Source organism: Aquirufa sp., assembly GCF_044342065.1.
Taxonomy (GTDB): domain Bacteria; phylum Bacteroidota; class Bacteroidia; order Cytophagales; family Spirosomataceae; genus Aquirufa.
Window position 1 is genome coordinate 53,029 of sequence record NZ_JBIIQN010000008.1, and the last position, 22,774, is coordinate 75,802.

The 22,774-nt window shown below is 39.9% G+C and carries 20 protein-coding genes and 1 tRNA gene; 16 read left to right on the forward strand and 5 right to left on the reverse strand.

Annotation, left to right across the window (positions count from 1 at the left end; genetic code table 11):
• The first annotated feature begins 1 nt into the window (after position 1).
• The 7 genes from aroC to ACIQZ2_RS04850 all read left to right on the forward strand — a co-directional run bounded on the left by aroC (position 2) and on the right by ACIQZ2_RS04850 (position 4,629).
• On the forward strand, positions 2–1,087 hold the full coding sequence (gene aroC / locus ACIQZ2_RS04820) for a chorismate synthase (RefSeq protein ID WP_395767711.1): 1,086 nt from the start codon (positions 2–4) through the stop codon (positions 1,085–1,087).
• The gene (locus ACIQZ2_RS04825; protein WP_395767712.1) at positions 1,087–1,527 is read left to right on the forward strand and encodes a nucleoside deaminase; all 441 of its coding nucleotides are present in this window, start codon (positions 1,087–1,089) and stop codon (positions 1,525–1,527) included. Before aroC ends, ACIQZ2_RS04825 begins: the two co-directional genes overlap by 1 nt.
• Before the next feature lie 74 nt (positions 1,528–1,601).
• Positions 1,602–2,213, forward strand: coding sequence for a superoxide dismutase (locus ACIQZ2_RS04830; RefSeq protein ID WP_395767713.1), 612 nt, complete (start codon positions 1,602–1,604; stop codon positions 2,211–2,213).
• 91 nt (positions 2,214–2,304) lie between these two features.
• Positions 2,305–2,378, forward strand: a tRNA-His gene (locus ACIQZ2_RS04835).
• A gap of 54 nt (positions 2,379–2,432) precedes the next feature.
• Positions 2,433–3,050 carry an NYN domain-containing protein gene (locus ACIQZ2_RS04840; protein ID WP_395767714.1) on the forward strand — a complete coding sequence of 206 codons (618 nt, stop codon included), beginning with the start codon at positions 2,433–2,435 and terminating at the stop codon, positions 3,048–3,050.
• A gap of 13 nt (positions 3,051–3,063) precedes the next feature.
• Positions 3,064–3,702, forward strand: a complete 639-nt coding sequence (locus ACIQZ2_RS04845; protein ID WP_395767715.1) for a carotenoid biosynthesis protein — start codon at positions 3,064–3,066, stop codon at positions 3,700–3,702.
• A gap of 45 nt (positions 3,703–3,747) precedes the next feature.
• Positions 3,748–4,629: a MerR family transcriptional regulator gene (locus ACIQZ2_RS04850; RefSeq protein ID WP_395767716.1), complete on the forward strand. Its 882-nt coding sequence runs from the start codon at positions 3,748–3,750 to the stop codon at positions 4,627–4,629.
• On the opposite strand, the gene ACIQZ2_RS04855 is transcribed toward ACIQZ2_RS04850, so the two are convergent.
• Both ACIQZ2_RS04855 and ACIQZ2_RS04860 read right to left on the reverse strand, forming a co-directional pair.
• A complete protein-coding gene (locus tag ACIQZ2_RS04855; RefSeq protein ID WP_395767717.1) occupies positions 4,626–5,690 on the reverse strand; it encodes a mannose-1-phosphate guanylyltransferase in 1,065 nt (354 codons plus the stop codon). The genes ACIQZ2_RS04850 and ACIQZ2_RS04855 overlap by 4 nt on opposite strands.
• A gap of 1 nt (position 5,691) precedes the next feature.
• Positions 5,692–6,738, reverse strand: a complete 1,047-nt coding sequence (locus tag ACIQZ2_RS04860; protein WP_395767718.1) for a DUF3089 domain-containing protein — start codon at positions 6,736–6,738, stop codon at positions 5,692–5,694.
• Positions 6,739–6,946: 208 nt separating this feature from the next.
• On the opposite strand from ACIQZ2_RS04860, the gene ACIQZ2_RS04865 reads away from it, so the two are divergent.
• Positions 6,947–9,823 carry a TonB-dependent receptor gene (locus ACIQZ2_RS04865; protein WP_395767719.1) on the forward strand — a complete coding sequence of 959 codons (2,877 nt, stop codon included), beginning with the start codon at positions 6,947–6,949 and terminating at the stop codon, positions 9,821–9,823.
• A gap of 85 nt (positions 9,824–9,908) precedes the next feature.
• Positions 9,909–12,728 carry an excinuclease ABC subunit UvrA gene (gene uvrA / locus ACIQZ2_RS04870; protein ID WP_395767720.1) on the forward strand — a complete coding sequence of 940 codons (2,820 nt, stop codon included), beginning with the start codon at positions 9,909–9,911 and terminating at the stop codon, positions 12,726–12,728.
• 58 nt (positions 12,729–12,786) lie between these two features.
• On the opposite strand, the gene ACIQZ2_RS04875 is transcribed toward uvrA, so the two are convergent.
• Positions 12,787–13,410: a transposase gene (locus ACIQZ2_RS04875; protein WP_395767721.1), complete on the reverse strand. Its 624-nt coding sequence runs from the start codon at positions 13,408–13,410 to the stop codon at positions 12,787–12,789.
• A gap of 111 nt (positions 13,411–13,521) precedes the next feature.
• Between ACIQZ2_RS04875 and ACIQZ2_RS04880 the strand changes: the two genes are divergently transcribed.
• From ACIQZ2_RS04880 to ACIQZ2_RS04905, 6 genes are read left to right on the forward strand one after another with little or no spacing between them, the layout of a single operon-like run.
• The gene (locus ACIQZ2_RS04880; RefSeq protein ID WP_395767722.1) at positions 13,522–14,817 is read left to right on the forward strand and encodes a 4Fe-4S dicluster domain-containing protein; all 1,296 of its coding nucleotides are present in this window, start codon (positions 13,522–13,524) and stop codon (positions 14,815–14,817) included.
• Positions 14,814–15,785 carry an alpha/beta hydrolase gene (locus tag ACIQZ2_RS04885; protein ID WP_395767723.1) on the forward strand — a complete coding sequence of 324 codons (972 nt, stop codon included), beginning with the start codon at positions 14,814–14,816 and terminating at the stop codon, positions 15,783–15,785. The genes ACIQZ2_RS04880 and ACIQZ2_RS04885 overlap by 4 nt, the downstream gene beginning before the upstream one ends.
• The gene (locus ACIQZ2_RS04890) at positions 15,782–16,657 is read left to right on the forward strand and encodes a sterol desaturase family protein (RefSeq protein WP_395767724.1); all 876 of its coding nucleotides are present in this window, start codon (positions 15,782–15,784) and stop codon (positions 16,655–16,657) included. Before ACIQZ2_RS04885 ends, ACIQZ2_RS04890 begins: the two co-directional genes overlap by 4 nt.
• Before the next feature lie 2 nt (positions 16,658–16,659).
• Positions 16,660–17,433 carry a (Fe-S)-binding protein gene (locus ACIQZ2_RS04895; protein WP_395767725.1) on the forward strand — a complete coding sequence of 258 codons (774 nt, stop codon included), beginning with the start codon at positions 16,660–16,662 and terminating at the stop codon, positions 17,431–17,433.
• Between the two features lies 1 nt (position 17,434).
• Positions 17,435–17,914, forward strand: a complete 480-nt coding sequence (locus ACIQZ2_RS04900) for a hypothetical protein (protein ID WP_395767726.1) — start codon at positions 17,435–17,437, stop codon at positions 17,912–17,914.
• A 1-nt stretch (position 17,915) separates the two neighbouring features.
• On the forward strand, positions 17,916–18,401 hold the full coding sequence (locus ACIQZ2_RS04905) for a GAF domain-containing protein (RefSeq protein WP_395767727.1): 486 nt from the start codon (positions 17,916–17,918) through the stop codon (positions 18,399–18,401).
• On the opposite strand, the gene ACIQZ2_RS04910 is transcribed toward ACIQZ2_RS04905, so the two are convergent.
• A complete protein-coding gene (locus ACIQZ2_RS04910) occupies positions 18,382–19,041 on the reverse strand; it encodes a phosphatidylserine decarboxylase family protein (protein WP_395767728.1) in 660 nt (219 codons plus the stop codon). The two genes, ACIQZ2_RS04905 and ACIQZ2_RS04910, sit on opposite strands and share 20 nt — an antisense overlap.
• Before the next feature lie 130 nt (positions 19,042–19,171).
• Between ACIQZ2_RS04910 and ACIQZ2_RS04915 the strand changes: the two genes are divergently transcribed.
• Positions 19,172–20,599, forward strand: coding sequence for a hypothetical protein (locus tag ACIQZ2_RS04915; RefSeq protein WP_395767729.1), 1,428 nt, complete (start codon positions 19,172–19,174; stop codon positions 20,597–20,599).
• Here ACIQZ2_RS04915 and ACIQZ2_RS04920 read toward each other — a convergent pair.
• Complete coding sequence (locus tag ACIQZ2_RS04920) at positions 20,594–22,771, reverse strand: S9 family peptidase (RefSeq protein ID WP_395767730.1); 2,178 nt, start codon at positions 22,769–22,771, stop codon at positions 20,594–20,596. The genes ACIQZ2_RS04915 and ACIQZ2_RS04920 overlap by 6 nt on opposite strands.
• Positions 22,772–22,774: the final 3 nt, after the last annotated feature.

A 22,774-nucleotide genomic window follows, 5' to 3' on the forward strand; every position in this document is an offset into this window, starting at 1 on the left:
TATGGGGAGTATATACGGTAAGATTTTTCAGATTAGTACCTTCGGTGAGTCACATGGTGCTGCGGTAGGTGTTGTGGTTCAGGGCTGTCCAGCGGGCATTGATTTTGATATGGATTTTATTCAGTCAGAATTAGACCGCAGAAAGCCGGGTCAATCACGAATTACTACGCAACGTAAAGAGGCTGATTCTGTTGAGGTTATTTCGGGGGTTTTTGACGGAAAGACAACCGGAACGCCAATAACGATGTTGGTTTGGAATGGAGATCAGCGTTCCAAAGATTATTCACACATTGCAGACCAGTTCCGTCCTTCTCATGCAGATTATACCTATTTTGCGAAATATGGCTTACGGGATTATCGTGGAGGTGGCAGGTCATCAGCACGAGAGACTGTTGCGCGGGTTGCTGCTGGCGCATTAGCGAAATTGGTTTTAAATCAATTAGGCGTTAAAATTACGGCATACGTATCCCAGGTAGGCACATTAAAATTAGATACGGCGGTTGAGGCCCTCGATTTAAGTTTGGCAGAGACAAATGCCGTGCGTTGCCCGGATCCTATTTTAGCAGAAAAAATGTTCACGTACATTGATGAAATTCGCAAAGCGGGGGATTCGGTTGGGGGTGTTATTTCCGCTTACATCACCGGATGTCCAGTGGGTCTGGGGGAACCAGTATTTGACAAATTACATGCCGAACTAGGCAAGGCCATGTTGAGTATAAATGCGGTAAAAGGATTTGAATATGGCAGTGGTTTTGAAGGTGTTGCATTGCGTGGTTCTCAACACAATGATTTATTTGAGAAGCGTCCTGACGGAAGTTTGAAGACCTTGACCAATCATTCGGGAGGTATACAAGGTGGAATTTCGAATGGCGAACCCATTTACTTCCGTGTGGGCTTTAAACCCGTGGCGACCATCATGCAAGACCAATCAAGTTTGAATGAGCGAGGTGAGGAAATTACGGTATCAGGTAAGGGGCGCCATGACCCTTGTGTCGTTCCGCGTGCCGTGCCCATTGTTGAAGCAATGGCTGCTATTGTGTTACTCGACTTCTATTTGCGTAATCGCGTAATTCAAATGCCTGCTTAATGGTTTTAAATGAGGATATATATTACATGGGTCTAGCACTTCGACAAGCCGAGCAGGCGTTAGCTGAAGATGAGATTCCAGTTGGTGCAGTTGTTGTTTGCCAGGGTAAAATAGTTGCGAAAGCATACAATCAAACCGAAATATTAACTGATGTTACGGCCCATGCAGAAATGCTTGCCATAACTTCTGCCGCCCAAACGATAGGCGGTAAATACTTGAAAGATTGTACTTTATATGTTACTTTGGAGCCCTGTCTCATGTGTGCAGGGGCATTGTATTGGTCGCAATTAGGGAGATTGGTTTTTGGCGCATCAGAAGAGAAGCGGGGTTTTCAGGCGCTTGGAGCTAAGGTATTGCATCCCAAAACAGAAATTGTTGGAGGAATACTCGCCGCGGAATCTGAAGCCTTGTTGAAAGAATTTTTTTCTTCAAAACGGTAAGCATAAACGAACAAATTTTAAATTAAGCTTGTTAAGTAAAATCGGATTATCATTCACAATTTAATACTATAGATATGGCTTTTGAATTAGCACCTTTACCTTATGCGAACAACGCATTAGAACCGCATTTTGATGCATTGACCATGGAAATTCACCATGACCGTCACCACAATGCCTACGTGACAAACTTGAATGCAGCTGTAGCTGGTACGGAATTAGAAGGGAAGTCTTTAGAAGATTTATTTACTTCTATTTCCACATTATCACCAGCAGTTCGTAATAACGGCGGTGGTCACTTTAACCATGATTTATTTTGGAATATTCTATCCCCGAATGGAGGTGGAGTTCCTGTGGGCACCTTGGCGAAAGCAATTGATTCGAAATTTGGTTCTTTTGATGCATTCAAGGAAGAATTTAAAAAGGCGGGTCTTACGCGTTTTGGCTCTGGTTGGGCATGGTTAGTTGCTCAAAAAGATGGTTCTGTCGCTGTTTCCTCTACACCAAATCAGGATAACCCTTTAATGGATGTTGCTGATGTTAAAGGATTTCCAGTAATTGGATTAGACGTTTGGGAGCATGCTTATTATTTGAAGTTTCAAAACAAACGCCCAGATTACATTGATGCATTTTGGAGTGTCGTTGATTGGAATAAAGCGGAAGCTCGTTATTTAGCCGCTCAGAAATAATTTATCGCGGGAGATTTGAAAAATTCTCCCGCTTTTTTTGTTATGGAGTTTGCTTTATTGCGAGCTTTCCGTATTTTTGCAGTCCTAAATGGCGGTTGTAGCTCAGTTGGTTAGAGTAGGCGTTTGTGGTGCGCTTGGTCGTGGGTTCGAGTCCCATCATCCGCCCGTTTCATTTGAAAAGTCCTGGTAAAATGCCAGGACTTTTTTTTATTTTTGCCCATGAACAAATCCAAGCAACGGGTTATCGCATACATTGACGGATCTAATTTATATTTTGGAATGGTTGATGCTGGTCTGAAATATTGTAAATGGCTTGATGTTAAAAAACTCATGATGAGTTTCTTGGATTCCAACCAAGAGTTGATAGCAGTAAAGTTTTTTACCTCTCGATTGACACATGATTTTGCGAAAGAAGCGCGGCAGTCTACTTATTTGGATGCTTTGGCCTTTACGGGTGTCAATTTGGTTTTCGGGTCTTATCACAACAAAACCATTGAGTGCTATCAATGTAATCATAAGTGGATGACGCCAACAGAGAAGATGACGGATGTAAATTTGGCTACGCATTTATTAATGGATGCGCATTTAAATGCTTATGATGTAGCTTTTGTTGTTTCGGGAGATACCGACTTTGCTCCATGTGTGGAGGCTGTGAATGAAAGTTTTGAAGAAAAATCGGTTGTCATGTTGTTTCCGCCATTTCGCGAAAATGATAGCTTGGAAGAGGAGGCTAGATCGAGTCAGTTAATAACGAAAGAAAAATTAATTGAATGTCAGTTACCGATGCAATTACTCGGAGAAGCAGGCATCGAAATTCATAAACCTGCAGGTTGGTAAATTATAAAAAGATATGGATCCACGAGTATTAAAGCGCTTTTTAATTGTCTTGTATGCGGCAGGTTTGTTTGGGATGCATATTCCTGTGACCTCAGCCTTATTCACATCATTGGTTCCATTAACCCTTTGGTTTACCGCATTTATTTGTGTGATATATTATCCAAATCCAAGTAAAAATGCCTACATCATGTTATTTGCACTGGCTATGCTTGGCTGGATGGTTGAAGTTGCAGGTGTTAGAACGGGACGAATATTTGGTCAATACGCTTACGGTAAGACTCTCGGGTTTCAATTGATTGATGTGCCTATTACAATCGGGCTCAATTGGGTAATTTTATTAATTGCTTCGAATGCCGTTGTAGCTGAATGGAATATCACAGGACGAATAGGCAAAGCTGCATTGGGTGCGGGAATAATGACAACCCTGGATTTATTAATTGAACCTGTTGCGATGCATTTTGATTTTTGGCAATGGGCAGGAAATGCCATCCCTGTTCAAAATTTTGGTGCATGGTGGATGGTGAGTTTTTTCTTTCATTGGGTCTATAATTCGGCGGGATTGTCCTCGAAGTCTAGCTTATTTAGACTAATTGCGGCGCTCCAATTTTGCTTCTTTTTAGGACATTGGATATTATTGCAAATCTTTTCTTAAACAATTTTACTTTGCGTTCGTTAGCCTAGTATACCTAAGCGTAAAATGGCCGTATATTCAATCAAAGATTTAGAGAATTTAAGTGGAATCAAAGCGCATACGTTGCGAATTTGGGAGCAGCGCTATGGAATTTTAACGCCCAATCGGACGGATACCAATATCCGTACATACTCCGACGAGGAGTTGAAGCGTGTACTTAATATTGCCCTTTTACAGGATAAAGGAGGATTTAAAATTTCAACAATCGCGAGTATGTCGGAGGCAGAAATGGCCTCACATATTTTGCATTTGTCAGAAAGCCAATTTGATTTTCCAGATCAAATACAGGCGCTCACTTTAGCGATGTTGGATTTGGATGAAGCTAAGTTTCAGTTGTTAACTAGAAATATGGTTCAAACACATGGCTTTGAAAGCTATATGTTGCATGTCATTTATCCTTTCATGCGTCGCTTAGGAACTTTATGGTTGTCGGGTTCCGTTGGACCTGCCCAAGAGCATTTCATTAGTCATTTGATTCGTCAAAAACTTATTGCCAGTATAGACCAACAAGATTTGAGTTTAAAGCCAGATGCGAAGAAGTTTTTATTGTATTTGCCTGAGGGGGAATTGCATGAAATAGGGTTATTATTTGCCAATTATGTCTTTCGGGCTCGAAAACATTCGGTAGTTTATCTTGGCCAGTCACTTCCTTATGATGAATTGTTATTGGCCTATGAAATTCATCAGCCAGATTACATTTTTAGCGTTTTTACTTCGGAACCAAATCCGGAAGAAATTGATGCATACGTTGATCAAATGTCCAAAGATTTGCCTAATTCACAGGTCTTATTAACAGGCTATCTACTATTACAACCGGAACGGAATATTCCTTCGAATATCAAAATTTTACCTGATTTTCAAGCCTTAATTGATTTAGCGAACTCCTAAGAGAATTTCGGGTTCAGATAGGTTGCAGCCTCAACAAATTTTTTCACTTCTTGTTCTTGGTCTTGCGGACAAATCATTAGTGCATTTTCATGCTCAGCGACAATAAAGTTTTGTAGACCTTGTACGACAACTAACTTTTCGCCTGGTGTTTTTATAATACAATTTTGGGTATCAAAGACCATAACGTTTCCGTCGATCACATTTCCAAACGCGTCTTTTTCTTTTATTTCATAGAGGGATTTCCAGGTGCCTAAATCAGACCAACCAATATCCGCTAAAATTACTTTAACGATTTGGGCTTTTTCCATAATTCCATTATCTATGGAGACGCTTTTGCATACTGCGTAGACCTTTCGGATAAAGTCTTGTTCCTCATTTGTGTAATAAAATTCCTCGCCTTCTTCAAATTGTTCAGCTAAGCGAGAAAGATGTTTCTCTAATTCTCTTTTGATGACAGGGATTTTAAAAACAAACAAACCCGCATTCCACACATAATCCCCACTCTCTAAAAATGCCTCAGCTAGTTCCAGGTGTGGTTTTTCGGTAAATGTTTTGACTGTTTTTGCGATAGAATCCCCGGCTTGAAATTGAATATATCCATACCCGGTATCAGGTCTCGTGGGCATGATTCCTAAGGTTACTAATACGTCTTCTTGGGCAGCATCAATCGCATGTCGCACATTATTTTGGAAGGCTATTTCTTTTATAATTACATGGTCTGCCGGCGCAACCACTAAGGTAGCGTTGGGATTTTTTTTGCCAATTTTATATGCTGCATAAGCAATACAAGGAGCTGTATTTTTTCTAAGAGGCTCTTGTAAAATTTGCTCATCACTCAAATAGGGTAATTGTTCTTTAACAATTCCTGCAAATTCTTCACTGGTAACAACGTAAATATTTTCTTGAGGTATAATGCCTTCAAATCGTTCAGCCGTTTGCTGAAGCATCGTTTTCCCAACACCAAGTACATCATGAAATTGCTTTGGATTTGCGCTACGACTAATTGGCCAAAAACGCGTTCCGATGCCTCCAGCCATGATGATTAAGTAGGTATTTTGCATATTAATGTGTTGCTTTTAGATATGCCGTAACGCGGTTTTTTGCATTGTTGCGAATGGGCGCATAAAATAAATTCATGTCCGCTTGATGCCAGTTCTTAATATGAACAAATGATCTACCGAAGACATATGGCGTATTTATCCAAAGGAGACCTTGATGATTTTGTGCATCAGCAAAGTTTTTTACCCATTTGAAGCCATACGATACCCCCCCTTCATTGAGTTCTTTAGGGGCAAAATTCTCATCCAATGTCCATGTGAGTGGATTTGTAGAAACCAGTTCGGTAGGCTTGCCTGGGTGCCACTCAGGAAAAAAACCTTGTTGGAATGTCGTCCAAGCAATAAAACAGCCTGTTTGGTCAGCATTTTTACACGGCTCAACATGTTCAAACGTATTTTTTAGGGTGGCTATACCAATTAGGTAGCCGGCAATGAATTGTTTTTGAAGATTCTTTCCGTCAATATATTCCTTTATCAATCTCGTCGCGTGTATGGTTCCTTGGCTGTGTGATGCAATGATGAATGGTCTTCCTTGGTTGTAATTTTTAAGGTAGTATTCGAATGCCTTTTTAACGTCTGAATACGCTAAAGCTAAGGCAGCTTCTTTGTCCGCTTTGTTTGGGGTAACAAATGCATAATAATGTGCCTGACGATATCTTGGCGCGAAAACTCGTCCAGCGGCATTGAATATAGTTGCTTGATTCAATATACTAGAAGAGTCAACTTTATTATTTAAGTATTGATCTTGAATATTCGCATTCCACTGAAAAGGGGTTGTGGGTTTATAGGTATAGATTGTAGGGTGAACAAAAAATACATCTGCAGGTGAATTTGGTTGTTCATCTTTCAAAGGCGATTTGTTAGGTACAGCGTCAGCAGCATCTTTTCTGTCGGGTAATGCAGCCCAATTCACTGCATCGCCATAGTCAAATTCAGGAGGTATTGGACTCTCATGCCAGGTAATCGTAAGCTTAGCAGGCTCCGGTCTTTTGCAAGAAGCTGCTATACAGATGGTTATAAAAAAAAAGATAAAGGTTTGTTTTGGCAACATGAGCTAAAATATTGGTCAAAGCTAATAAGAATTTATTCGGTAAAGAAGCAGTTTCAGGCGATTAGACGTTAAGATTTGTTTAATATTAAAGTATTTTCCGAAAAATTAGCATATTTTTGATATGAAACATTGGGCAAATTATTAAATCTTGTTTAGCTTTGTTTCAGAAGTGTACAAAACGTTAACAGAAACTTCAAACAAAAATTTTATGAAAAAACTTTTTACTCAAATCTTGCCGATTTTCACGGTGATCTTTTTGCTTGCGTTTGCAGCGGATGCTCAAACAAAAGTAGGTGGAACCATTAAAGATGCGGCTTCAAAAGAACCATTAATCGGGGTTAGTGTTTCGGTTAAAGGAAAGGTAATCGGTACGATTACCGATGCAAATGGTCGTTTTGCATTTACGACTTCAACGCCTGCTCCATTTACGATTTCTGTATCTATGGTGGGTTACGAACGTCAAGAAATTGCGATTTCTGGTTCTAAATCAGACTTAAATATTAGTTTGAAAGAGCAAGCCATGATGGGTCAAGACGTTGTTGTATCAGCTTCTCGTGTGGAGGAGTCAGTGATGCAATCTCCTGTTTCAATCGAGAAAATGGACATTCGTGCCATTCGTGAGACGCCTGCTGCTTCTTTTTATGATGCTTTACGCAATCTAAAAGGGGTAGAAGTAAGTACGCAATCGGTTGCTTTTTCATCTGTCAACATGCGTGGCTTCAATGGAAACGGTAACGTTCGTGTGGTACAATTGATTGACGGTATGGATAACCAAGCCCCAGGATTGAACTTTTCTGTAGGTAACATTGTCGGTATTTCGGAATTGGATTTAGAAGGCGTTGAAGTATTGCCAGGTGCGGCTTCTGCACTTTATGGTCCAAATGCTTTGAACGGTATCATATTAATGAATTCGAAATCTCCCTTTTTGTATCAAGGTTTAAGTGCTCAGGTAAAAGCAGGCGCTATGCATGCATCTAATCGTTCTCAAGCGACCACACCTTATGGAGATATCTCATTCCGTTATGCGAAAGCTATCAATAACAAATGGGCATACAAGGTTAACTTTAATATGTTGAGCGCTGAGGACTGGCAATCAACTGACTTTAGAGATCAAAGTTTATTAAATGGCCGTGGTTTAGGTGATGGAAATCACCGTATGAACGTAGGATATAACGGTGTAAGTATGTTTGGTGATGAGACTAATGTCAACATGTTGTCATCATTAACGCCTTTATTAGGGGTTCCTACACACCCATTGACTGCAGGAATCAATCAAATATCGCGCGCAACTGGTGGAGCATTATCTCCATCGGCAATTTTAGGTTTTATTGCTCCAAATGTAAATGTTTCTCGTCAAGGATATGCTGAAGCTGATTTAGCATCCTATACTAATCGTAACATTAAATTTAATGCAGCCTTGCATTACCGATTCAATGATAAAGTTGAGTTAATCATGCAAGGTTCGTATGGCCAAGGAACTACCTTGTACACAGGAGCGGATCGTTACTCGATTAAGAACTTCTCTATGGGTCAGTATAAGGCGGAGTTAAAAGGAGCTAATTTCTTCTTGCGTGCCTATACAACACAAGAGAATTCAGGTGATGCATATGCCACAGGAACATTAGGAGCTTTAGTTAACGAAGCAGCTAAGCCTTCGACTGCTTGGTATCCAGAATACTTTGGTGCTTTTGCGGGTGCGGCTTTACAGAACTTTGGTACTGTATTACAAACAACACTTGCTACTACTGGCAATCCAAATACGGCCATTGGCTCTGCTATTGCTAGTACACAAGCTTTATTCCCAGCATACCACGCCAATGCGCGTGCAATTGCTGACGCAAATCGTTTGATCCCAGGAACTCCAGCATTCAATACAGCTGTGGCTGCGATTAAGGAAAGACCTTTGCCAGCGGGTGCGAAGTTTACAGATAAATCAGCTTTATATCACTTAGAGGGTATGTACAATTTGACTGAAAAGCTTGGTAATAAGCTTGAGGTAATTGTTGGTGCTAACTTCCGTCGCTATGCGTTGAATTCAGAAGGTACCTTGTTTGCCTTACAAGATAATGGAGATGAATTTACAATCTCAGAATATGGTGCTTATGCACAGTTTGCTAAGAAACTTATTTCTGATAAATTGAAGTTATCTGCTTCACTTCGTTACGATAAGAATGAGAATTTCGATGGTCAATTTAGCCCACGTTTCTCAGGGGTATACACGGAAGGTCGTTCAAATTTCCGTGCTTCGTATCAGACAGGTTTCCGTATCCCAACGACACAAGATCAGTACATCAACTTGCTTACACCATCTGCACGTTTGTTAGGAGGTTTGGCAGTTGTTCAGGATCGTTACAAGTTGTCGGGTAACTCGTTTACCTTACCATCAGTGCTTGCAGGAAAGCCTGAGCCATACACAGCTAAGCCGTGGAAGCCAGAGCAAGTTCGTACCTTGGAAGTGGGTTACAAAGGGTTCCTTGGGGATCGCTTGCTAGCTGACGTTTATGCATATCGTTCAAGCTTTACTAATTTCTCAGCAGGACAAGTAGTAGTTCAGTTGCCTTCACAGCATCAAGATCCTACTGTTCTTGGAAACAAGATTTTCTCTTTCCCATCTAATGTTGAAAGTGAGGTTGTTACACAAGGTTGGGGTGTTAGCTTAGATTACCAACTAGGTAATAACTGGATTGCAGGAACGAACGTATCATACAATGAGTTGAAAGACACTGGTGGACTACCTAATTTCCAAATTGCGTTCAATACGCCTAATTACCGTACAAACGTTTCGCTATCAAACCGTAACATTGGCGGTTCAGGTTGGGGAGTAAGTGCAGTATGGAGATACCAAGAGAAGTTTGTTTGGCAGTCATCGATTGTTAATCAAGTTGTAAACCAACAACAATTGAGTTTAATCCCAGCATTCCATACATTAGATATGCAGGTTAGTAAGAAATTGACTAGCATGAAGTCTATCTTAAAAATTGGTGGAACAAACTTAGGAGGCAGACTTTATCAAACTGGATGGGCGAACCCATTGGTAGGAAGCATGTACTATGTTAGCTTAACATTTGATGAATTGTTGAATTAAGACTAATTCTTATTTTCTTGAGGCTGCCCCGAAAAGGGCAGCCTCTTTTTTTGTACCTTTGTGGATTGAAATTTCAGGAAACTACATGGACTTAACGGGTTTTTCACATATTGAGGTATTGGGTGCAAGAGAGCACAATTTGAAAAATATTGATGTTTCCATCCCTCGGAATCAATTGGTTGTTGTTACCGGAATTTCAGGTTCAGGGAAGTCCTCGTTAGCTTTTGATACGATTTATGCCGAAGGGCAGCGTCGCTACATGGAGAGTTTTTCTGCTTATGCACGTTCTTTTTTGGGTAATATGGAACGACCGGATGTGGATAAGATTGAGGGTTTGTCCCCGGTTATTTCGATTGAGCAAAAAACAACATCGAAGAACCCACGCTCTACGCTTGGCACAGTAACGGAAATATATGATTTCTTACGTTTATTGTATGCACGCGCATCGGAAGCTTATTCCTATTTGAGTGGAGAGAAAATGGTCAAACAATCAATTGACCAAATTATCGGGACATTGTTATCTCAATTTGCGCAAGGGAAAGTGATTTTATTAGCACCCGTTATTAAAGGGCGCAAGGGACATTATCGCGAATTATTTGTTCAGATTGCCAAATGGGGGTATACAAAGGTACGTGTAGATGGGGAGGTAATGGATATCGAACCCAAAATGCAATTAGATCGCTTTAAAGTTCACGATATTGAGGTGGTCGTGGACCGCTTGGTTATATCGGAGGATGAACGCGTTCGTTTGTCCCAGAGTTTGCAGACAGCGATGAATGTGGGGAAAGGGCAAGTCTTTGTCCTAGATGCGTCAAACAAACTGCATTATTTCTCTCAAACTTTAATGGACCCTAAGACGGGTTTGTCTTATGACGAACCTGCTCCAAATACTTTTTCATTTAATAGTCCTTATGGCGCCTGCCCCTGTTGTTCAGGTTTGGGCGTTATTGAAGAAATTACTGAGGAATCGGTGATACCGGATACGTCACTGAGTATTTTGCGCGGTGCGATAGCTCCTATAGGTGAATACCGAGAGTTATGGATTTTTAAGCAATTAGAGGTCTTGTTAAAGCCCTATCAAGTAAGTTTATCCACTCCCATTAGCAAGTTTCCACGAGAAGCTGTTGAGTTGATGTTGTATGGCACAGATGAGCCTGTTCCTGTTCCTTCAAAAAAATATGTTGGATCGGAATGGAATTCAAAATATGATGGGATAATTAATTTTTTAAAGCGCCAGCAGGAGAGTGGGTCGGAGAAGACGCAAGATTGGTTACAAGATTTCTTAGTGATTAAAAAATGTCCAGAATGTCAAGGTTACCGTTTGAAGAGAGAAGCATTACATTTTAAAGTAGCGGATAAGCATATTGGTGAATTAGCCCAAATGGATATCACGGAGCTTGCGACTTGGTTAGCAAATCTCGAATCCCGACTTTCAGAGCGACAAGTTCAAATTGGTTCCGAGGTTTTGAAAGAGATTCGGAAACGGGTATCTTTTTTGACACAGATAGGGTTAACCTATTTAACACTCGACCGACCGATGAAGACCTTGTCGGGTGGTGAGTCTCAACGAATTCGTTTGGCTACGCAAATAGGCACGCAGTTAGTGGGTGTTTTATACATCATGGATGAGCCTTCTATTGGTTTGCATCAGCGGGATAATGAGAAGTTGATTCAGGCTTTGAAGGATCTTCGTGATTTGGGGAATTCTGTTTTGGTTGTCGAGCATGATAAGGATATGATGTTGGAGTCCGACTACATATTGGATATTGGTCCGGGTGCTGGCCGTCATGGCGGTCAGATTGTGGGGAGTGGTACGCCTGCCGAGTTTATTAAACTAGGTACACCTACTGCGCAGTTTTTAAATGGTAGTTTGGCAATTAAAGCTCCGGAAAAGCGACGTATGGGGAATGGTTTTTCAATAGAGCTGAAAGGTGCAACAGGAAATAATTTGAAAGGTGTTTCTGTTAAGTTCCCATTAGGAAAGTTTATATCGGTGACCGGTGTTTCTGGTTCGGGGAAATCGACTTTAATCCATGATACCTTGGTACTGAAATTGAAACAACATTTTGATCGTGCGAAAAGAGACCCGCTTCCATTCAAGTCGATGACTGGATTAGAGCATATAGATAAAATTATTGAGGTTGATCAATCGCCTATTGGTCGTACACCACGCTCTAATCCTGCCACTTACACGAATATGTACACGGATATTCGTGCTTTATATTGTGAGTTGCCAGAATCGAAAATTCGGGGATACAAGGCTGGGAGATTCAGCTTTAATGTCAAAGGGGGGCGCTGTGAGGATTGCGAAGGAGCGGGTCGGAAAAAGATTGAAATGGAGTTTTTACCAGATGTGTTGGTGGCATGTGAAACCTGTAAAGGCAAACGGTTTAATCGGGAGACTTTGGAGGTAAGATTTAAGGGAAAGTCCATATCAGATGTGTTGGATATGACCGTAGAGCAAGCGCTTGAGTTTTTTGAAAATCAACCTCGTATTCACCGGCGTGTACAGACTTTATCGGAGGTCGGTTTAGGATACATCACATTGGGTCAACATGCAACGACATTATCAGGTGGGGAAGCCCAAAGGGTAAAATTGGCGGAGGAATTATCTAAAAAAGATACTGGTAAGACCTTGTACGTATTGGATGAACCTACTACAGGTTTGCATTTTCAAGATGTCAAATTATTATTGGACGTTTTACAAAAACTAGTCGACAAAGGAAATACCGTTTTAATCATTGAGCACAATCTAGATGTGGTTAAAGTGTCGGATTATGTGATTGATATGGGCCCTGAAGGAGGGAATGCTGGTGGTCAATTAGTCGCATCAGGTACACCTGAAGAGATATGTAAGGTAAAGGGGAGTGAAACGGGGCGTTTTTTAAAGAAGGAAATGAAGTAAACGCTGCCGGGGTTGTAAACCCCGGCAGCGTTACCGCTCAAACGACTTATTCGCTAATTTATTCTATCAATAATTTGGATATTTTTTCTTCAGCCAAGGTATCTGTTTCGTGAAATTTTTCAAAAATTTCTAGGTTCCCAAAAAAGTTTAGGCCTTCACATTTATTAATAATCCGAGGTTTGAATTTTAGATAATCGTGATATGAGGAGTAGGGATAGAATTCATAATTACCATAGATTTCGTGCTTTACAGGGTTTAAATGAATGTATTTGATTAAATGCGTTAAGTACATTAATGATTCAACAGGTTTTCTTCTGAAGGGAGATTCGAATAAACCTCCAGTGCGATCGGTTGCTCGATTGAACATTTGTGCGTGAGAATTCATGATATTCCCCAATAATCGACTAATAAATAGGCCAACTGAACCTTTGGGTTTTGGGAGTAATTTTAGATCAGTCAGTTTATCAATCTCTTGATAAGTTTTTACCCGAATTAATAGGTGGAAATGATTACCTAAAAGGCAGAAAGCAAAAGTGTCTACATATGGGCTAACTTTCTTCTGGTATTTCCATAGAAATGAACGGTAGTGTTTGTCTGAAAGAAATATTGGTTTTTTGTCAATACCGCGAGTATAGATATGGAAAACCTTATTTTCTATTAGTGGTTCAGTAAAACTTTTCATCTTTTTTTTATTTCAAATTTGCGAATATGATTTTTGGGTTGTTTGAAATAAATAGATAAAAATTATCATGATATTGATTTTTTTCTCTCATGAATTTGCGGTAGTTTGGTGTTGGATTTCGGTAACGCTGCCGGGGTCGTAGACCCCGGCAGCGTTTACCCAACACACATCAACATGAATCAAATAGTCTTTATCGCGATCCTTTTAGTCATGGGTTATTTAATTGCCCGGCGTTTTGGACAGATTGCAAAAACCATACACTTAGCAAAGCCTGTTCAAGTAACAAATTCCAATGAACGTTGGAGACGTGTTGTTTTACTAGCATTTGGGCAAAAAAAGATGTTTGAGAAGCCTTTAGTGGGCATAATGCACGTATTTATTTACTTGGGATTTGTGCTGATCAACATTGAGATATTAGAAATAGTAGTAGACGGGGTGCTGGGGACGCATCGAATTTTTGCTCCATTTCTTGGTGATTTTTATACGGTCATCATTGATTTTTTTGAGTTACTTGCTGCCGGGGTCTTCCTTGCTTGTGTGGTTTTTGCCACTCGCCGACTGTCCCATCAGATTAAACGATTAGATCCTACTAAACAAGCTGAGTTGAAAGGCTTCCCAGTATTGGATGCGATGCTAATATTGGTCATTGAAATGATTTTAATGACAGCACTTTATGTCATGAATGCCGCTGATCCAGATCGATCTTTTCTTATATCCAAATACCTTAAGCCTCTCTTACCTGCAGGAAGTCTGCACATCATTGAAATAGGTGCTTGGTGGATACACATAATAGGAATTCTCCTATTTGCTTTATACGTTACCTATTCGAAACACCTTCACATCTTTTTTGCTTTTCCTGCTGTCTATTATTCCAAGTTGGATTCCAGTGCACATATGTCCGACATGCCCCACGTAACGAATGAAGTGAATATCATGTTAGGCAAACCTGGGGAACCTAGTAATCCTGACTTAAAATTTGGTGCGCAGGATATCAAAGATTTAACGATCAAAAACGCACTTGATGCCTACAGCTGTACCGAATGTGGACGCTGTACGGAGCAATGTCCGGCTAATCAAACAGGCAAGGCCCTTTCGCCACGTAAAATCATGATGGATACGCGGGATCGTATGGAAGAACTTCAAAAAGATCCTAATTCAAGCAATACCTTACTAGGGAATTACGTAAGCGCGGAGGAATTACGGGCATGTACAACTTGCCAAGCTTGTGAAGAAGCTTGTCCAATTCAATTGTCACCTCTCGAAATAATTTTGGCCTTGCGTCGATATCAAATTATGGAGCAATCTGATGCTCCTGGCGCATGGAATGCCATGTTTGCCAATATTGAGACTAATCAAGCTCCTTGGAAATTTGATCCAAGTGATCGTTTAAATTGGACAAAATCATGAAAAAAATACTCGTTGCTATAATCGTTTTGATTTTATTATATGCCCTAGGACCGCACCCAGAGGCTCCCACGTTGCCTGGGCCAACGTGGAATGATATTCCTGATAATCCACAGGCTATCACGGCTTTTTTGAAAGCGAAAGAAGCGCAGAATGGAAATTTAAAGCCCAACAACGAGGGACAAATTATTTATGCAGATTCTGCTAATCCTAAGAAGACGAAAACGGTCGTTCTCTATATACACGGATTCTCTGCCTCTCCAATGGAAGGTAATCCTTTGCATAAGGAAGTGGCAAAAGCTTTGCGTGCCAATTTAGTATTAGCTCGAATTGAAGACCATGGTGAATTTCCCACTGATTCAACAATGGCTAGAGCAAGTGCAGATAAATTTTATCAGAGTGTTGAGAATTATTATGCTCTTGCCAAAAAGCTTGGTGATGAGGTCATTGTACTCGGAACTTCATTTGGTGGGGCGATGTCATTGGTCTTAGCCACCAAACATCCTGAAATGAAGGCTCTTTTATTGTATGGACCATGTATTGCAATTAAAGACCCAACAGCATCTCTTCTTGATAATCCTTGGGGGCTTCAATTGGCTCGCACAGTTATGCAATCTGATTTTCGTGATATTCCTTCCGTAAGCCCCGGGCATAAGAATTTTTGGAGTTTACATTATCGTCTTGAAGGTATCGTAGCGATACAAAATTTCTTAACGCATGAAATGACCGATGAAACCTTTTCGAAAGTGAAAGTGCCTGTTTTTTTGAGCTATTATTATCAAGACAAGGAACATCAAGATAATGTAGTTTCGGTTCAAGCCATGCGGGATATGTTTCCAAAATTAGGTAGTAAAAACAAGAAAGAGCAAGCATTCCCATTATCGGGCTATCATGTCATTACCTCTGATATTCTTGGTAAACGTGTTGATTTGCCTATTCAAGCATCCTTGGAATTTATTAATAAGCTATGACCCCACAATTGATTTTATATGCGGTTCCCTTTTTTTTAATCACCGTCCTCTTTGAATCGTGGTGGGCTTATAAGGAACAGCGGGATTTTATCGAAGCTAAAGACTCTTTGACATCCATTGGACTTGGATTAGGGAATTTGGCTGTTGGTACTTTAACAAAAAGTCTCGCCTTTGTTACCTATTTTTATGTCTATGATCATTGGCGATTGGCCGACTTTCAGTTTTCTTGGTGGCCGGTTTGGGTATTTGCTTTTTTTGCGGAAGATTTAACCTATTACTGGGTGCATCGGATCTCCCACGAAGTACGATTTTATTGGGCATCTCACATGGTGCATCATTCCTCTCCTAAGTATAATTTAGCAGCTGCTTTACGTCAAACATGGACAGGTAGTGTTACTGGTGGATTTCTGTTTTGGGCCTGGCTACCCTTGTTAGGCGTTCATCCATTTATTGTGTTTTTTTTCCAACAAACAAGCTTGCTTTATCAATATTGGATTCACACCGAATTTATTCAAAAGATGCCCCATTGGTTCGAGCAGTTTTTCAATACGCCATCGCATCATCGTGTACATCACGGGACCGACCTTGATTATTTAGATACGAATTATGCAGGTGTACTAATAATTTGGGATCGTATATTTGGTTCATTTAAATCCGAAAATAAGCGTCCCAATTACGGCCTAACGAAGCAGATTGAAAGCTATAATCCAGCTAAAATTGCGTTTTATGAATGGGTGCAAATTGGTAAAGATTTGATTCATGCTAAAAACCTAAGGCAAATAGCGGGTTATTTATTTGGTCCACCTGGCTGGAGTGACGATGGAACTAGATTAACCGTTCAACAGATGCGCGCACAAGCTAAAAAGGAATAAGTATGGAACTACAGATTACTACCATGGCTGAATGGGCCGCAAAAGGGCAAAGCCCTGATTTATTATTCTGGGTTGGATGTGCAGGTTCTTTTGATGATCGTCACAAAAAAATCACGCGGGCTTTATGTGAAATTCTCAATCATGTAGGTATAAAATTTGCTGTACTTGGGACAGAGGAAGCTTGCACGGGAGATCCGGCTAGAAGAGCAGGGAATGAGTTTTTATTCCAAATGCAAGCCATGCAAAACATTGAAGTTCTGAATATGTATGGCATACAAAAAATTGTAACCGCATGTCCACATTGTTTTAATACCTTAAAAAATGAATACCCCTCCCTTGGTGGTACTTATGAAGTAATCCACCATAGCCAATTACTAGCTGATTTGCTGGCTGAAGGGAAGATTCAATTTAATGAGCAAAAAGAAACGATAGCTTTTCATGATTCCTGTTATCTTGGTCGTGGAAATGGTATATATGAAGCTCCCCGTGAAATCATTAGCGGATTAAAAAAGGAACTGAAAGAGTTAAAAAGTTGTCGGACAAAAGGACTTTGTTGCGGGGCTGGGGGTGCTCAAGTTTTCAAAGAACCCGAGGCAGGCACACAAGATATTCAAGTAAAACGGACCGATGAAATTCTGGAATCTGGCGTAAATAAGGTAGCTTTAGGCTGTCCTTTTTGCATGGTGATGCTTCAAGATGGCTTGAATAAATCGGGCAAAGAACATGAAATCCAAGTAGTTGATTTAGCTGAATTAGTTCAGCAAAGTTTAAAATAAGATGTATATACCTTTTCAAGAAATGCCAAATCAGGCGCGTATTTGGGTTTATCAGGCCTCTCGTAGTTTACAGGCGTCTGAAATCGATCAAATTACGCAAACAATTACAGAGGCATGTCAAGCTTGGGAAGCACATGGAGCCCCTTTACAAGCGTCCTTTGAGATTCGCCATAAACAAGTAATTATTGTGGCCGTTAATGAAGCAATGAACGCTGCATCTGGTTGTTCCATAGATGCCTCTACTCGTTGGTTCAAGACATTAGGTGAGTCTTTTCAGGTAGATTTTTTTAATCGGGATTTGGCTGTTGTGCGCAATGAGCAGGTTACTTTAATTGGTTTAGGCCAATTGAAGTCTTCGATCGAAGCAGGTAATTTGCATCCTGCGGATCAAATCATAACGCCGCTGCTTCAAACGCTAAAGCAATACCGGGAGGCTTGGACTTGTAAAGCAGCAGATTCCTACCTAAAGCGTTATTTTTAATATGGCAGAAGATTTAATTATTCCCCTTGGCTCTCGAAAGGAACAATATGCAGCACTTTTTCCGCAAATTCAAGGGCTTTTAATTGGTGAAAATGACCTAACGGCAAACCTGGCTAATATAGCTGCCGCGATCAAAGAGGTATTTGGTTTTTTTTGGGTGGGTTTTTACATAGTAAAAGAAAATCAATTAGTTCTAGGACCCTTTCAAGGGCCTGTTGCTTGTACTCGAATTCCATTTAATAAAGGCGTTTGTGGACATGCCTATACCACGGCGGAAACCATTATTGTTCCTGATGTGGAACTATTCCCTGGTCACATCGCTTGTGCCTCTGCATCCAAATCAGAAATCGTTTTACCCGTGAAAAATCAGGCTGGTGATGTTACCATGGTTTTGGATGTCGATTCGGATTTGCTAAACGATTTTTCCGAGGTTGACCAGGAAGGACTTGAGAAAATTCTGACCTTAATTAACGAAGCTTGGCAATAACCGTTTCACTACCAACGGGTTTATCACCGATATTTACACATATCTCAGCGTCCAAAGGAAGATAAATATCAATACGACTTCCAAATTTTATAAATCCGAATTCTTGGCCTTGAGTAACTTGATCCCCCTCCTTTACGTACCAGCAAATACGCTTAGCTAGTGCTCCAGCAATTTGACGGAATAAAATTTCTGTCCCATTTTCATGCTTTACTACACACGTAGTACGCTCGTTTTCGGTACTGGATTTGGGATGCCAAGCAACCAAATATTTCCCTGGATGATATTTAAAATAGGAAACTATACCTGAAATCGGATTAAAATTTACATGCACATTGATTGGCGACATGAATATCGAAACTTGCTTTCTTTTCCCCTTGAAATATTCAGGCTCTTCGACTTCTTCTATCACGACAACTTTCCCATCTGCCGGTGCAATGATATGCTTGGGATTAATTTCTGTGTTACGTTTGGGTACCCGGAAGAATTGAAGGATGATTAAATAGAAAAGTGCTGTTACAATAATGACTGCTTCGCGTAAGAAAACTTGTTCTGGGAAAAAATAGGCCATAAGCCCATTTATCACTAAAACGATAAATAATGAACTAATTAATAAGGTTTTTCCTTCCCGGTGTAATGTCATAAATCAAATGTTTTTTATGCTTTTATATAAGCCCAGTGATAAAATTACTACATTTTTTGCGCCCATACCTAAACAATATTCAATTTTTGTATAAAAAAAGTGCATTTTTGAATTATTGTTTTTTGATTTTATGCTACCTAGTTCACGTCAATACTTTCTTCTTTTATTCATTTTTATTGCCCTCTCGGCTCATGCGCAGATTTTCTCATGGCGAGATCCGAATAATTCTACCTGCTACAAGATAGATTTTGTTACGAATCGATGTTATGTATCAAATTCAAAAGGTCTTTGGCAAGACATAGGTAATATCAACTTGCAAGACATCAAATCAGCCGATTTATTTTCAAATGCTGATGCCATAAATCCCGTGAAAGTCCCAGGTAAAAAAGGAACTTATCTATTGATGGAGTGTAGCGGCCAAGTTTATATTTTTGAACCTGATACACGTACGCTAAAGCGTGAAGACCTGACATTTTACCGTGGAGCAAATTGTCAAGCTGTACAATTTAATAGAAATGGGACATTCTATAGTTTTGGTGGGTATGGTTTTTGGCAATCCACCAACATAATTACGCAGTATAATTCCGTTTCAAAAGACTGGACCCATATCTTAGCGCAAGGTAAAATCCCCAATTCGATACATAAAAAATCAGCTGCCTATTTACCCGATCTTGATAAATTCATTGTTGTTGGCTCAAAGCGAATTAATCAAACAGAGTCTGCTGAAGCGCTAGATGTCGACTTCGGTATTTTTGACTATAATTTCACTGATAAAGTATTTAAGCGATTAGGGGAGGTTTACGAGCCCGTTTTACGAACAATCTTAGCGGGCGAAAAAAATAATTTTACGCTTGCCATGGGGCAATATATTGTTATCTCACCTTACAATACGGTCCCAGGGTATAATCACGATCTTCTTTACATAATTGATACCAAAGATTCGTATAAAGGGTATTTATGGACAAATCCTGCACGATTCCAAATTCGAAAATTCATGGAAGATCGAGGTGTTTTGTACAGTGTTTTTACCCGCGGTAATAGCATTTTTCTCCCGCAAGCGCAAGAAACATTTCCTTACGGCAGTTATCAAGTCGCTGAAGTTTCAGCTAAAACCTTATTAGCTGAAAGTAAGCCATTGGGTCCTATCATGGAAAAAACGCTGATTGAAAATGTTCGCGATTTTGTCTTAATCATAATCGTTGTCATTGTTTTCTTTATCGTAGCTCGTTTTTTCATTTTATTGAAACAACGGAGAAAAAAGAGTCAATTGAATTTGTTATTGGGAGCAAACGAGCGACAATTCTTAGATTTCCTTCGGTTAAATTATCGTCAGGGCTATGTATCGGGTCATCAAATTGTTGCTTTCTTTGGTAGGCATAAAAGTAGCCCCGAATCGCAAAGGCAATTCAGGGCTAAATTAATTGATGGATTGACAAAATCACTCGGGCTAATTTACCCTGGTCAACAAATTCTTGATATTCAGGCAGATGATAAGGATCAGCGCATGTTGACCTACCGACTTACCGCGGAAATATTTGAAGAACTAAAAAAATTATAAGTTTTTTTCTAAGAATTTCGTCATCATATTATACAAGTGTAACCGCGTATTCCCTCCAGAAATACCGTGGTTTCGGTTTGGATAATAGAAAGTTTGAAATTGCTTGTTGGCGGATATAAGCGCATCCTCCAAGGCTACCGCATTTTGAAAATGGACATTATCATCCCCTGTTCCATGTACCAGTAGTAAATTCCCTTTCAATTTGTTTACATGAAATACCGGTGAATTTTCATCATACCCTTTTGGGTTTTCCTGTGGCGTTCGTTGATATCTTTCAGTGTAAATAGAATCATAAAAACGCCAATTCGTTACAGGTGCTACCGCGATAGCTGCTTTAAAGACATCAGCACCTTGCATTAAACAATTGGAGGACATAAATCCTCCATAACTCCAACCCCAAATTCCGATGCGACTTGCATCGACATATGGAAGATTACCTATAAACTTAGCCGCATATATTTGGTCTTGAACTTCAATTTTACCCAGATTTTGGTAAGTGATTTTCTTGAATGCTACACCACGACCTCCGGTACCACGATTGTCAACACAATAGATTAAATATCCTTTTTTCAACAACATTTGGTACCAATAAAAATCACCGCCAGGATAGGAATCTAAGACTTGCTGGCTACCAGGACCGCCATATACGTGCATCAATACAGGGTATTTTTTAGAAGGGTCAAAGTTGGCAGGTTTAATCCAATAGGCATTCAAATGATCACCATTTGCCAAGGGGATTTCAAAAAATTCACGTGGGGAAATTTGGTAATCAGTGATTTGCGACTGTAATTTTTGATTATCCTCTAATACGCGTACCAAACCCTTTTCTGCACTAATAAGTGAAATAGTTAAGGGTTTTTTTGCTGAGCTATGGTTCAACATATAATAGGAAAAGTCCGAGCTAAAACTAGCTGAATTAGTTCCCGTTAAGCTAGATAAAGCTTTTTTACCTGTTCCGTTTATGTTAATTGAATAAACTTGCCTACCTATCGGGCTCGTTTCTGCTGAATTGAAATATAAGGTCTTGGTTTTCTCTTGATACCCATAAAAATCATCTACTTCCCAGTTGCCTGTGGTAATCGCCGTAAATTTCCCGGTGCCAATTTCTCCCGCATAGAGGTGTTTATAACCACTACGTTCTGAGCTAAAAATAAATGTTTTACCATCATTAAGATACGTGATGTCATTTCCAATCGCCTCTATTTCAATCGAAGTCTCAGCGCGCTCTTCATAGATTAAACTTGTTTTAGCTTGACTAATCGAATGATGAAGCAATTCCATATGATTTTGAAGACGGTTCAAGCGAATAAATCCAACAACATCTGGATTTTTGGTCCATTTTAAGCGGGGAATGTATTGGTCTTTTTCTGGCCCAACTTGAATTGCTTGTAATTTATTTTCGTCTAAAAGTGCTACAGATAGACTTACGATGGCATTTGCTTCGCCAGCTTTTGGGTATTTATAGCGATAATCTTCAGGGTATAAATCGCCCCACATTTGCATGTTGTATTCAGGTACTTCACTTTCATCGAAGGTATAGAATGCAATTTTCTTACTATCCGGGGACCAAACGAATGCTTTGGCAAAAGAAAACTCTTCTTCGTACACCCAATCACAAGCACCATTAATGATGTGATTAAATTTCCCATTGTGCGTAATCGCCGTTTCTCTTCCTGTTGGTACATCGGTCCAAAACAGATTATTATCCCGGACAAATGCTACACGTTTCCCATCTGGAGATAACGTAGCATGCATTTGTTTACCCCCTGCGGAAAGTTGCTTAAGTGAATTGTTTGTTCGATTGAATAAAAAGTTATTTTCTTTTGAACTCCGTCGGTAGATTTGTTCAGATTCGGTACTAATTAAAATTGTCCGCTCATCTGTAGATAAGGCAAAACCCTGTACGCGAATCGTTCCGCCCGTACTAGTTTTGTGAATAGCCTCATCAAACAAAATTTCAAACTTACTTGGATCCGAGATGCTATATTTAACGATTTTACCTTCCTTGAGCTCCAAATAATTTTGCCCATCCTGCGACCAGTTTAAATTCTGGATATTTTTTTGCCGGAAAGTTGGCTTAGCCCAAATATCTTCTAGGGTAATATCCTTTTGAGCAAAAGTGCTAGAGGAAGCCGCGATTAGGATTCCGAGTAGTAGGTGTTTTATTTTCATTAT

Bases quoted from the DNA above. Each gene is read 5' to 3' on its own strand.
- ACIQZ2_RS04830 (WP_395767713.1), top strand. From the start codon at position 1,602: ATGGCTTTTGAATTAGCACCTTTACCTTATGCGAACAACGCATTAGAA.
- ACIQZ2_RS04875 (WP_395767721.1), bottom strand. From the start codon at position 13,410: ATGAAAAGTTTTACTGAACCACTAATAGAAAATAAGGTTTTCCATATC.
- ACIQZ2_RS04895 (WP_395767725.1), top strand. From the start codon at position 16,660: ATGGAACTACAGATTACTACCATGGCTGAATGGGCCGCAAAAGGGCAA.
- ACIQZ2_RS04910 (WP_395767728.1), bottom strand. From the start codon at position 19,041: ATGACATTACACCGGGAAGGAAAAACCTTATTAATTAGTTCATTATTT.
- ACIQZ2_RS04855 (WP_395767717.1), bottom strand. From the start codon at position 5,690: ATGCAAAATACCTACTTAATCATCATGGCTGGAGGCATCGGAACGCGT.
- ACIQZ2_RS04825 (WP_395767712.1), top strand. From the start codon at position 1,087: ATGGTTTTAAATGAGGATATATATTACATGGGTCTAGCACTTCGACAA.
- ACIQZ2_RS04900 (WP_395767726.1), top strand. From the start codon at position 17,435: ATGTATATACCTTTTCAAGAAATGCCAAATCAGGCGCGTATTTGGGTT.
- ACIQZ2_RS04890 (WP_395767724.1), top strand. From the start codon at position 15,782: ATGACCCCACAATTGATTTTATATGCGGTTCCCTTTTTTTTAATCACC.
- ACIQZ2_RS04865 (WP_395767719.1), top strand. From the start codon at position 6,947: ATGAAAAAACTTTTTACTCAAATCTTGCCGATTTTCACGGTGATCTTT.
- ACIQZ2_RS04840 (WP_395767714.1), top strand. From the start codon at position 2,433: ATGAACAAATCCAAGCAACGGGTTATCGCATACATTGACGGATCTAAT.
- ACIQZ2_RS04845 (WP_395767715.1), top strand. From the start codon at position 3,064: ATGGATCCACGAGTATTAAAGCGCTTTTTAATTGTCTTGTATGCGGCA.
- ACIQZ2_RS04920 (WP_395767730.1), bottom strand. From the start codon at position 22,771: ATGAAAATAAAACACCTACTACTCGGAATCCTAATCGCGGCTTCCTCT.
- aroC (WP_395767711.1), top strand. From the start codon at position 2: ATGGGGAGTATATACGGTAAGATTTTTCAGATTAGTACCTTCGGTGAG.
- ACIQZ2_RS04905 (WP_395767727.1), top strand. From the start codon at position 17,916: ATGGCAGAAGATTTAATTATTCCCCTTGGCTCTCGAAAGGAACAATAT.
- ACIQZ2_RS04860 (WP_395767718.1), bottom strand. From the start codon at position 6,738: ATGTTGCCAAAACAAACCTTTATCTTTTTTTTTATAACCATCTGTATA.
- ACIQZ2_RS04885 (WP_395767723.1), top strand. From the start codon at position 14,814: ATGAAAAAAATACTCGTTGCTATAATCGTTTTGATTTTATTATATGCC.
- ACIQZ2_RS04850 (WP_395767716.1), top strand. From the start codon at position 3,748: ATGGCCGTATATTCAATCAAAGATTTAGAGAATTTAAGTGGAATCAAA.
- ACIQZ2_RS04915 (WP_395767729.1), top strand. From the start codon at position 19,172: ATGCTACCTAGTTCACGTCAATACTTTCTTCTTTTATTCATTTTTATT.
- uvrA (WP_395767720.1), top strand. From the start codon at position 9,909: ATGGACTTAACGGGTTTTTCACATATTGAGGTATTGGGTGCAAGAGAG.